The 10,051-nt window shown below is 75.6% G+C and carries 13 protein-coding genes; 2 read left to right on the forward strand and 11 right to left on the reverse strand.

Features of this window, described 5'->3' with window-relative positions:
* Positions 1–42: 42 nt before the first annotated feature.
* Positions 43–510, forward strand: a complete 468-nt coding sequence (locus tag KS423_RS27940) for a DUF4436 family protein (protein WP_224282539.1) — start codon at positions 43–45, stop codon at positions 508–510.
* 43 nt (positions 511–553) lie between these two features.
* On the opposite strand, the gene KS423_RS27945 is transcribed toward KS423_RS27940, so the two are convergent.
* Positions 554–1,003, reverse strand: coding sequence for an SIS domain-containing protein (locus KS423_RS27945; protein WP_224282540.1), 450 nt, complete (start codon positions 1,001–1,003; stop codon positions 554–556).
* Positions 1,004–1,087: 84 nt separating this feature from the next.
* On the opposite strand from KS423_RS27945, the gene KS423_RS27950 reads away from it, so the two are divergent.
* Complete coding sequence (locus tag KS423_RS27950; protein WP_224282541.1) at positions 1,088–1,411, forward strand: EamA family transporter; 324 nt, start codon at positions 1,088–1,090, stop codon at positions 1,409–1,411.
* A 35-nt stretch (positions 1,412–1,446) separates the two neighbouring features.
* Here the strand turns inward: KS423_RS27950 and KS423_RS27955 are convergent, their stop codons facing one another.
* From KS423_RS27955 to KS423_RS28000, 10 genes are all read right to left on the reverse strand, one after another.
* The gene (locus KS423_RS27955) at positions 1,447–2,199 is read right to left on the reverse strand and encodes a GNAT family N-acetyltransferase (RefSeq protein ID WP_224282542.1); all 753 of its coding nucleotides are present in this window, start codon (positions 2,197–2,199) and stop codon (positions 1,447–1,449) included.
* A gap of 93 nt (positions 2,200–2,292) precedes the next feature.
* Positions 2,293–3,387 carry an exo-alpha-sialidase gene (locus tag KS423_RS27960; protein WP_224282543.1) on the reverse strand — a complete coding sequence of 365 codons (1,095 nt, stop codon included), beginning with the start codon at positions 3,385–3,387 and terminating at the stop codon, positions 2,293–2,295.
* 186 nt (positions 3,388–3,573) lie between these two features.
* Positions 3,574–5,034 (reverse strand): NAD(P)/FAD-dependent oxidoreductase, encoded by a 1,461-nt coding sequence (locus KS423_RS27965; RefSeq protein ID WP_224282544.1) that lies wholly within the window; start codon positions 5,032–5,034, stop codon positions 3,574–3,576.
* Entirely contained in the window at positions 5,031–5,375 is a 345-nt protein-coding gene (locus tag KS423_RS27970) for a hypothetical protein (RefSeq protein ID WP_224282545.1), read from the reverse strand. Before KS423_RS27970 ends, KS423_RS27965 begins: the two co-directional genes overlap by 4 nt.
* 152 nt (positions 5,376–5,527) lie before the next feature.
* Entirely contained in the window at positions 5,528–6,262 is a 735-nt protein-coding gene (locus KS423_RS27975) for an alpha/beta hydrolase (protein WP_224282546.1), read from the reverse strand.
* Positions 6,263–6,695: 433 nt separating this feature from the next.
* Positions 6,696–7,085 (reverse strand): co-chaperone YbbN, encoded by a 390-nt coding sequence (locus tag KS423_RS27980; RefSeq protein WP_224282547.1) that lies wholly within the window; start codon positions 7,083–7,085, stop codon positions 6,696–6,698.
* A 301-nt stretch (positions 7,086–7,386) separates the two neighbouring features.
* The gene (locus KS423_RS27985; protein ID WP_224282548.1) at positions 7,387–8,115 is read right to left on the reverse strand and encodes a hypothetical protein; all 729 of its coding nucleotides are present in this window, start codon (positions 8,113–8,115) and stop codon (positions 7,387–7,389) included.
* Positions 8,112–8,765: a hypothetical protein gene (locus KS423_RS27990; protein ID WP_224282549.1), complete on the reverse strand. Its 654-nt coding sequence runs from the start codon at positions 8,763–8,765 to the stop codon at positions 8,112–8,114. Before KS423_RS27990 ends, KS423_RS27985 begins: the two co-directional genes overlap by 4 nt.
* 112 nt (positions 8,766–8,877) lie before the next feature.
* Positions 8,878–9,393, reverse strand: a complete 516-nt coding sequence (locus tag KS423_RS27995; protein WP_224282550.1) for a DUF1990 family protein — start codon at positions 9,391–9,393, stop codon at positions 8,878–8,880.
* A partial coding sequence (locus KS423_RS28000) for a YndJ family protein (protein ID WP_224282551.1) occupies positions 9,390–10,051 on the reverse strand: 662 nt, incomplete at its 5' end. The genes KS423_RS28000 and KS423_RS27995, both read right to left, overlap by 4 nt.

Genomic DNA, 10,051 nt, shown 5'->3' on the forward strand with positions numbered 1-10,051 from the left:
GGGCGGCATCCGGAGCCGCCCGCCGACCGTGGGAGTAGGCCGATGAGCGCGCCGCCGCACCGGCGGGCCGTCCGGAGCACGCGCCGGGCGGCCCGGCCGCGGGTCCGCATCCACGCGCGGGTGCGGGCCGACCCGTTCTTCGCCTTCCGGCAGGCCGAGAAGCAGAGCGAGGGCTTCGGCATCGCGGTGACCGAGCGGATCAGCCGCTCGCGCAGCACCTTCATCCTGGCCTGGTTCATGATGGCCGCGATGTGGGCGCTGGCGCTGTCCGTGCTGGTGGCGGCCTGGCTGATCGTCCGCCGGCGGCGCGGCATCGTCCGGCCGGCCCTCGGCTGGATGGCGGCCACGCTGTTCGCCCTGGTCGGCATGCGCAACGCCGCGCCCGGCAACCCGCCGATCGGCTCGCTGCTGGACCACGCGGCGTTCTTCTGGGCGGAACTGCTGGTCGCGGTCGGCCTGACCATGGTCGTGGTGCGCGGCGCCCGGATCGAGGGCGGGCACAAGGACTGACGGGCGCCGGCCGCGACCATGGCCGCAGCCAGTACGCGCAGTCCTAGTACGCGTAGTCCGCGGTGACGTCCGCCGACAGGCCGAGGGCGCGTTCGGCGCGGGGGCCGCGCAGGGCCAGCAGCGTCTGGGCGAGCGCGTCCACGGCGGCCAGGTGGGCGAGCCGGCTGGCGGTGGTCTCCAGGCCGAAGACCAGGTCCTGGCCGCCCGCGACCAGGGCCAGGGTGGCCGTTTCGGTCAGCGGGGAGCGGGCGTAGCTGGTGAGCGCCAGCACCTCGGCCCCGGCCTCGCGGGCCAGACGGGCGGCGTCCACCACGCTGCGGGTGGCGCCGGTGTGGCTGACGGCCAGGCAGGCCGTGCCGGGCCCGAGCCCGGCGGCGGCCAGCTGGGCGGTGATCGGGTCGGCCGGGGCGTCCACCAGCAGGCCGAGCGCGCGCAGCCGGTACCCGAGGTCGAGCACCACCGCGCCGGACAGTCCGGCGCCGATCAGCACCACCCGGCTCGCGCCGTCCAGCAGTCCGGCGGCCGCCCGCAGGTCGGCCGCGGAGAGGGTGGCGGTGAGGGGACGGTCGGCGGCTACGTGGCCTGGCTCTTCCTGCTCCAGGGGCCACTGCTGGCGCTGATCGTCCGGGTCCGGCGCGGTCCCGGGCTGCTCGCCGGGGCGGGCCGGGCGGTGCCGCTGGGCATCGCCGGCGGGGTGCTCTCGCTGACGGCGTACGGGCTGGTGGTGTGGGCGCAGGCCCGGGGCAACCTGGCGACGATCGCGGCGCTGCGCGAGACCAGCATCGTCATCGCCGCGCTGATCGCCACCGTGGTGTTCCGCGAGCGCCTCGGCCGGCTGCGGCTGACCGCCGCGCTCACCGTGCTGGGCGGGATCGCCGTCCTGGAACTCGCCCGGCCCTGAACTGCCGGGGCACGGGCGAGGTCCGGCGTCCGTTCCTAGCCGGCGTCGGGTACGACGACCGTCAGCGAGGTCTCCTGGAGCACGAAGCCCAGCGACTCGTAGACCCGGCGGGCCGGGTTGCCCTCGGACACCACCAGGGTCACGTCGGCGAGCCCCCGCGCGCCGGCGTCCCCGATCGCCCTGCGCAGCAGGTCCGCGCCGAGGCCGCGGTAGCCGAGCTCCGGGTGGCGGAAGACGTCGGCGACCCAGGGCCGGCCGTCGCGGTCGGTGAGGATCAGCCCGGCGACCACGCGGTCCTCCGCGTCCACCGCGAGCAGGCTGGACGGCAGCACCGGGCCGATGCTCTTCCCTTCGAGCAGCAGTCCGAGACGTTCGGCCAGCACCTGGGCCTTCTCGCCCGGGTAGTGGTCGATGTGGCCGGGAGGGAAGGCGGCCCGCCAGGCCTCGTACAGCTCCTCGGGCGCGCGGTCGCAGGGCACCGCCCGCAGGCCCTCGCGCAGCGGCGTCCCGGCCCAGTCGGCGGGCGGGGGATCGGCGCGCAGGTCGCGGCGGAAGGTGTGGGCGTGCCGCAGCACCCGCGCGCCGCGCGCCACCAGCTCCCGCCCGAGCCCGGGAGAACTGGAGACCACCCAGCCGGGCAGCTCGGCCCGGATGAACCCGGCGGCGTCCACCGACTCGTCCAGGACCTCCAGCAGGTCGGCCCACGGCCGCCCCTCCCGCTCGTCCAGCAGGTAGCGCAGCACCGGCTCGCCGTCGGTACCCCGCCTGACCACCCAGTCCTCGGCCATGGCCCACCCCACAATCGTGTGATCGTTCGTCGGCGGCCCATGCTCACCGAGGCCCTGCCAGCCGGCAACCGGTTATTTCAGGCCACCACAGGCTCAGCCCACCACCGCCGCCCGGACGCAGAGCACGTCCGGCAGGTGGGAGAGCAGCAGTGACCAGCTCTCGCCCTCGTCCCGGCTGCCGTACACGTCGCCGGTCCGGTTGCCGAAGTAGATCCCGGCCGGGGCGGCGTCGTCGGTGCGCAGGGCATCGCGCAGCACGATGCCGTAGTGGTCCTCGCCGGGCAGGCCCTCGGCGAGCTGCTGCCAGCTGGTGCCGCCGTCGGTGGTGCGGAAGACCCGGCAGCGGCGGCCGGGCGGGATGCGGTCGTCGGAGCCGCCGAGCGGGAAGAGGTAGGCGGTGTCGGCCCGGCGCGGGTGGGCGGCCACGGCGAAGCCGAACTCGGCGGGCAGCCCGTCCACGATCGAGCGCCAGCTGCCGCCCCAGTCGTCGCTGCGGTAGACGCCGCCGTGGTTCTGGAGGTAGAGCCGGTCCGGGTGCACCGGGTCCGGGGCGATCTTGTGCACGCACTGGCCGAACTCGGGGTACTGGCTCTCCTGCGGGAAGAACTCGGCGCGCAGGCCGGTGTTGGAGGGCTCCCAGCTGTCGCCGCCGTCCTTGCTGCGGTAGACGCCGCCGCTGGAGACGGCGACCAGCAGCCGCTGCGGGTCGCGCGGGTGGGTCAGGATGGTGTGCAGGCCCTGGCCGCCGTAGCCGGCGCCCCACTGCGGCCGCTGCGGGTGGTTCCAGAGCGGCTCGACCAGGGCGAAGGTCTCGCCGCCGTCGGTGGAGCGGAACAGCGCGGCCGGCTCGGTGCCCGCGTAGACGACGCCGGGGGCCTCCGCTCCGGCGGGCTGGAGCTGCCAGACCCTGGTGAGCGAGGCGCCGGTGGACTCGGGGAAGCGGACGGCCGGCTGCGGCGGCTCGAACCAGCTGGCGCCGAGGTCGTCGGAGCGCCAGACCGAGGGCCCCCAGTGGCTGCTGTCGGCCCCGGCCAGCACTCTGGTCCGGCCGTCGCGGCGGTCGATGGAGACGGAGTAGATCGCGTTCATCGGGAAGTGCGGCCCGCTGAACTTCCACGTCAGCCGGTCGCGGCTGCGGCCGAGAAAGAGGCCCTTCTCGGTTCCGACGGCCAACAGCACCTCGGTCATGCCTCACACCACCTGGTCACGAGCTCGGCCCCCCGGACGGCCCCCGACTGCCAGTGTCCCGCCGTCCACGGGTGGTCACACCTCGCCGCGCCGGTCACCCGGGAGGCCGCCGTCCGTTCGGACGGGCACTCGAACGGACGGGCGTTCGAGTGCCCGTCCGGTCGGAGGGCCGCCCGTTCGGGGGCGCTATCCCCGGCAGTCCTCCAGCAGCCGCAGCCAGACCTCGCTGATCGTCGGGTACGCGGGCACCGCGTGCCAGAGCCGGTCGATCGGCACCTCGCCGACCACCGCGATGGTGGCCGAGTGCAGCAGCTCGGCCACCCCGGGCCCGACCAGGCAGGCGCCGACGATCACCTCCCGGTCCAGGTCGAAGACCACCCGGGCCCGGCCGCGGTAGTCGTCGCCGTAGAGCGAGGCCCCGGCGACGGAGCCGATCTCGTGGTCGACGGCCTTCACCCGCAGCCCGGCCGCCTCGGCGGCGGCCCGGGTCAGACCGACGGCGGCGACCTCGGGCTGGGTGAAGACCACCTGGGGCGCGCCCGCGAGGTCGGCGGACGCGGCGTGCGTGCCCCAGCGCGAGGTGTCCAGCGGGCGCCCCTGGGCGCGGGCGGCGATCGCCGCGCCGGCGATCCGGGCCTGGTACTTGCCCTGATGGGTGAGCAGCGCCCGGTGGTTGACGTCCCCGGCGGCGTAGAGCCACTCGTCGTCCACGCCGAGCACCGTGCAGCTGTCGTCCACCTCCAGCCAGCCGCCCGGCTTCAGGCCGACCTGCTCCAGCCCGATGTCGGCGGTGCGCGGGGCCCGGCCGGTCGCGTACAGCACCTCGTCGGCGGTCAGCGTCCCGCCGCCACCCTGGCCGTCCCGGGCGGCGAGCGTCAGGGTCACCGGTCCGGAGCCGTCCGCCCGCTCCAGCGCGGTGACCTCGGTGCCGAAGCGGAGGTCCACCCCGGCCGCCCGCAGGCCGTCCGCCACCAGCTCGCCCGCGAACGGCTCCATCCGTGGCAGCAGCCCGTCACCGCGCACCAGCAGCACCACCTCGGAGCCGAGCGCCCGCCAGGCGGCGGCCATCTCCACCCCGACCACCCCGCCGCCGACCACCGCCAGCCGCCCGGGGACGGTCTGCGAGCCGGTCGCCTCCCGGTTGGTCCACGGGTGGGCCTCGGCGAGCCCCGGCACGTGCGCGGGCAGCAACGGGCGGCTGCCGGTGCAGACCGCGACGGCGTGCCGGGCGGTGAGCACCCGCTCGCTGCCGTCCTCGGCCTCCACCGTCACCGTTCGCTCCCCGGCCAGCCGGCCGTGGCCGCGGACCAGCTCGATGCCGGTGTCCCGCAGCCACCGGACCTGGCCGTCGTCCTGCCAGTCGGAGGTGAAGGAGTTCCGCCGGGCCAGCACCGCGGCCGGGTCCAGCCGCCGGTCGCCGACCGCCTCGCGGGAGCCGGCCACCGCGCGGGCGTCGTCCAGCGCGGCCATCGGGCGCAGCAGCGCCTTGCTGGGCATGCAGGCCCAGTAGGAGCACTCGCCGCCGACCAGCTCGGCCTCCACGATCACGGTGCGCAGCCCGGCGGCGACCGTCCGGTCGGCAACGTTCTCGCCGGTCGGGCCGGCCCCCAGGACGATGACGTCGTACTCCTCGGCGGTGCTGGTCATGCCCGGTCCTCCGTCGTCTCGATGGCCACCCCGGCCCGCTGGGCGAGGGTGGCGGGTGTGCGCTCGCGGATGTCGAGCGGCCGGGCGCGCCGGTTCCCGTCCGGGCCGCCGGTGCGGGCGACCCTCCGGGAGTGCGGGCCGCGGCTGCCTTCGCTTCCGTACCCGAGCCTGACCCGGTCCGCCGCCGGCGGCCACTTCTCGCGCCCGTCACGCGTCCGCAGGGTGACCAGGGCGCAGGTGCCGGGTGCGGCGCGCAGTGGGGCGGACGGCCTCGGACCGCGGTCCGGCCGGAACTCCGGCACGGCGTCCGGCGGTTCGGTACGGCTGGGCTGATCGCGCACGGATGCTCGCTGTTCGCTCGGGTACGGCGTGGGCCCCATCCTGCCGGTCCGGGCGCGGTTGCGCGACGGACGGACACGCGGAGGGCGCCGTCGGACGAACCGAGGGCACGGACAGGACAGGGCGGGGCCCGGCGGCGGACGGACCGACGGGCTCAGAGCGCGGCGAGCTCCGCCAGCACCGCCGCCGTGTCGGCCGGGCGGGAGAACATCGGCCAGTGCCCGGTGGGCAGTTCACGCAGCTCCCAGTTCGGCCCGGACAGCCCGGCGAAGTACGGGTCCCCGGAGGCGATCAGCTCGCGCATCCGGGAGAGCGGGAAGGAACAGGAGACCAGCGCCTGCGGCAGCGCGGCCCCGGCGCCGGTCAGCCGCAGCCGGTCCCGGAACGCCCCCGCCGGGTGCGGGGTGGCGTGGGAGCGGATGCGGGCGAGGGCGGCCTCGTCCAGCCCCGCCGTGCTCACGCCGTGCTCGGACTGGAACTCCCAGGACGGCATCGGGAGGCGGCCGTCGACCACCGAGGTGTCGGCCATCCGCCGGAAGTCGGGCTGCCACAGGTCGTACACCGACGCGCCGTCGACCAGCGGGCGGCTGTCCAGGTAGACCACCCGGCGGATCCGCTCCGGCAGCCGGTCCGCGAGCCCGCCCACCGGGGCGCAGGCGCCGCTGTGGGCGACCAGGACGACGTCCGACAGGTCCTCCCGGACCAGCAGTGCGGCCAGGTCGGCGATCTGCTCCTCCAGCCCGAACTCGCCCGTCTCGGAGGCGCGTTCGGCCATCCCGGGCAGGCTGACGGCGTACACCCGGTGCCCGGCCGCGCGCAGCGGCGCGGCCACCTCGTCCCAGGCCCAGGCGCCGAGCCAGAACCCGGGTACCAGTACGAACGTGCTCATGGTGGTCTCTCCTTCGTCGACGGGGATGTCCGGAGGAGGCCTCGACGGGCCCGCGGGAGGGTTTCGCCGCGATGGGGCCTTCTCCGCCGTCGACCCTAGGATCGGATCCGCGCGGACGTCGCCCGATTTTCTCCGCCTTGCTGCCTTGCCGCCGGGCATGTGGAAGAGCGGCGCGGAGACGGGAAGGAGTACCCGGTCGGCCGCGTCCTCGCCCTGCTGCAACTGCTCCGGGACCGCCCCGGTCTGACCGGTGCCGAACCGGCCGCCCGACTCGACGTGGACGAGCGTACCGTCCGCCGCTTCGAGCCGCCCGAGGGCTTCGACCCGGTCCAGCGGGTGGTGGAGTCGCCGGCCGGGGCGCCCTGGCGGCACCGGGGGCCCGGTACGGCGAAGGGCCGGGGAGACGAGGCTCCCCGGCCCTCGGGCGTCCGGATCAGGCCTGGCCGCCGGCCGCCTGGTCCTCGGCGACCTTGCGCTTCACCTCGGCCATGTCCAGGTTGCGGGCCTGGCCGATCAGGTCCTCGAACACCGCCTCCGGCAGCGCTCCGGGCTGCGAGAAGACGAGTACGCCCTCACGGATGATCGCCAGCGTCGGGATCGACTGGATGTCGAACGCGGAGGCCAGCTCCTGCTGCGCCTCGGTGTCCACCTTGGCGAAGACCAGGTCAGAGTGGCGCTCGGCGGCCTTCTCGTACACCGGGGCGAACTGGCGGCACGGCCCGCACCACCCGGCCCAGAAGTCGATGAAGACGAAGTCCTTGCCCTCCGGGCCCGGGACGATGTCGTCGAAGTTCTCCTTGGTCAGCTCGACCGTGCTGCTCATCTCGCGGTTCCTTCCCTTCCGGCGGTGGTGCTTGCGACCATGTGCCCGCCACAACGGTCCTGGTCGACGGGGTATTCCGGCGGTCCCGGGCGCCGGGGTCGAGCCGTCGGCGGCCACCGCCCGTACGGAATGCTGTCCGGTCCGTCCCGATTCTTCCCCCTTCGCGGGAGGCACCCCATGCGCAACACACTCCGCAACCGGCTACGGCAGCCGGGACGCAACGGTGCACACCACCGGCGGCGCGGCCTTCCAGCCGGGGGACATCGACCACTTCGAGGTCCGGGTGCAGGCCGGCTGGGCGCTACTGGTCACGGTCCCAGTGCATCACGCCTGACTTCCAGCGGACCGTGTACGACTCCAGCCGCTCGATCCGGGCCGCGCCCCGGACACCCGGCCAGTGCGGGCTGGGCCCGCCGGCATTTGTCATGTGCTCGCGCCGCCAGATCCGGCTCCAACTGACCCGCAGCCCCGGCTCGAAGCGGTGCCACTGCCCGCAGCCGCAGGGCGTCAGCACCCGCGCGCAGCAGCGGCACAGTCCGGCGTGGCCGTGGGCGGTCGCGACCGTCACCGTCGGGCCCTGCTCCCCGCAGGCCGGACAGCCGGGCAGCTCGGCGCCATCCATCAGCGCGTTCTGCCGCCGGACGTAGTCGGGCAGGCGCAACGGCGGGTGCAGGAACGGGTCGTAGCGCCAGGCCAGGTCGAACGAGCCCCAGGACCAGCGCCACCAGGCCGGCTCCGGCGGTTGCCGGCGCCGGGCCTGCTTCTGCGCCCGCCGCTGCGCCGCGTACTCCTCGGCCCGGGCCCGCCACAGCTCGCGCGCCTCGTGCAGCTCGTCCACCGCACGGACCAGCGCGTCCGGGTCGGCTGGCAGGTGGCGCGGCATCCGGGCGCTGAGGGTCAGGTGGTGGTAGGTGGCCTGGAAGCCGTAGGGGGAGAAGCGGTTCAGGCAGGTGAGCAGCGCGCTGTGCCGCCGGTACGGCGGGAGCGAGGAGTCGTGCACCAGGGCCCGGTGGGTGTGGAAGCTGGTCATGCCGGCGGCTCCAGGTCCAGTGCCCGGGCGAGCGCGACGGTGACGGTCTCGGCGTGTTCGGGAATCTGCTGCCCGGCCCAACTCGCCACCAGGGCAAGGAAGTCGAGCAGGTCCCGCTCGACCCCGGTGAGCAGCCGGCGCAGTTCGTCCACCGGCAGCTCGATCACCGTGTCGTCGTGGTCCTCGCCGTCCTCGCGGTCCCCGGCGTCCTGGGTCAGCCGGACGACCCGGCCGACGCGTTCGGCCCGGGCATCGGGGTCGTGGCCGAACCAGGCGGTGCCGGAGCCGTCCGTGACGTCCCGCCATTCGCGCCAGTCCTCCAGGCCGTTGCAGCAGCCCGGTTCGAAGACGGCGCCGGTGGCCGAGTCGCTCAGCACCAGCCCGCCGGGAGCGTACGGGTGCGGCTCGGTGAGCAGCCCGTGCAGGAAGGCACCCAGCGGGTCCGCCGGCCGGGGGCCGCGTTCCTCGGCCTGCTCGTGGTCGGGCTCGACGTCGTTGCAGGCGGCCAACCGCCACACCGCCGTCCCCACCTCGGCCGGCGTCAACCGCCCGCTCAGCGTGAGGTCCAGGTGCGGCGCGTGGCTGCTCGTCGGCCAGAGCGCGAAGCCGTCGGGGGCGAAGATCTCCAGGACCGGGCGCATCGACATCATCCGCCGATCATCCAGGACAGCCCACCGTCCCGACCAGCGGTTTGACCCCCCGCCGCCAGGCGCCGCGGCGACCCGGCCCGACCGTTCGCCGCCCGGCCGGTCCTGCCGCCGTTCAGTCGGCCGGCCCTGCCGCGATCCGGGCCAGTACGCGTCCGCAGTGCCGGGCGAAGGCGCGCTGGGCGAGCGGGAGCAGCGGGCCGGCCAGTCGGGCGTACCAGGCGACCGGGCGGCTGAAGGCGGTGACGGAGAACCGGACCGCGCCGTCCGGGGCCAGTTCGACCAGGAAGGTCTCCTCGCCCCGGGCCAGGTGCCCGGCCCTGGTGCCGTAGGTGAAGCCGTACCGGTCCGGGCCGTCGACCGCGGCCAGCACCCGGTTGGGGGCGCCAGCCCGCAGCGGGCCGAGGCCGATGGCGCAGCGTACGGCGACGCCCGGGGCGGCCCGGTCGGCCGTCGAGTCGATCCGGACGCCCGCGAGCCGGTGCATCCGCCAGTCGAGCAGGGCGGCGCCGGCGGCCTCCAGCGCGGGGCGGCCGTGGCCGATGAGGGTGCTGTGCCGCAGGTGGTTGTAGCCGGCGGGCAGTTCGCCGGTGCGGCTGGCGCCCTGCTCGGGGTAGTCGTAGTCGTTCATCGGACGGTCTCCGGCGTCTTGGCCGGGGTGGTGCTGCGGGGGTGGTCGGCGGCGAGCCGGCGCCAGGCGAGCAGGGCGCAGAGCGCGAAGCCGAGCGCGTTGCCGACGCCGTGGGTGGCGGCCATCCAGGCCAGGGTGGGGTGGGGGAGTCCGGCGGCCCGGCCGAGCGCCCACCACAGGGCGAGCAGCATGGTGAGCGCGAGGACGACCGAGGAGGCGGCGAGCAGCCGGGCGGTGACCGGATCGCCGCCGCGGGGGCGCAGTTCGCGCCAGGTGACCAGGCCGACCAGCCACATCCCGGTGGTCAGCACGGCGGCCCCGGCGAACTGCCAGCAGTCGCCGAGGAAGTACCCGGCCAGCACCAGCAGGGTGCCGGCCGGGATGCTGAGCGCCGCGCAGCGGGCCGCGACCGAGCCCGGGCGGGCGGCGCGGCAGACCAGTCCGGCGACGAGGGCGGCGGTGAACCCGGCGTAGTGGAAGTGCGGGACGGTGAGCGCCAGGACGTGCGGTTCGAAGCCGAACAAGGGGTACCCGGAGCGTTCGGCGACCAGGGCGACCCCGGCCACCGAGGGCGCGGCGAGCGCGGTGAGCACCGCGACCTCGGCGGGGGCGAGCGAGCGGGTGCGGGCCAGCCGCAGCGGCGCGTGCAGGGCGACGG

It is taken from the genome of Streptomyces sp. LS1784 (assembly GCF_020103755.1).
Lineage (GTDB): Bacteria > Actinomycetota > Actinomycetes > Streptomycetales > Streptomycetaceae > Kitasatospora.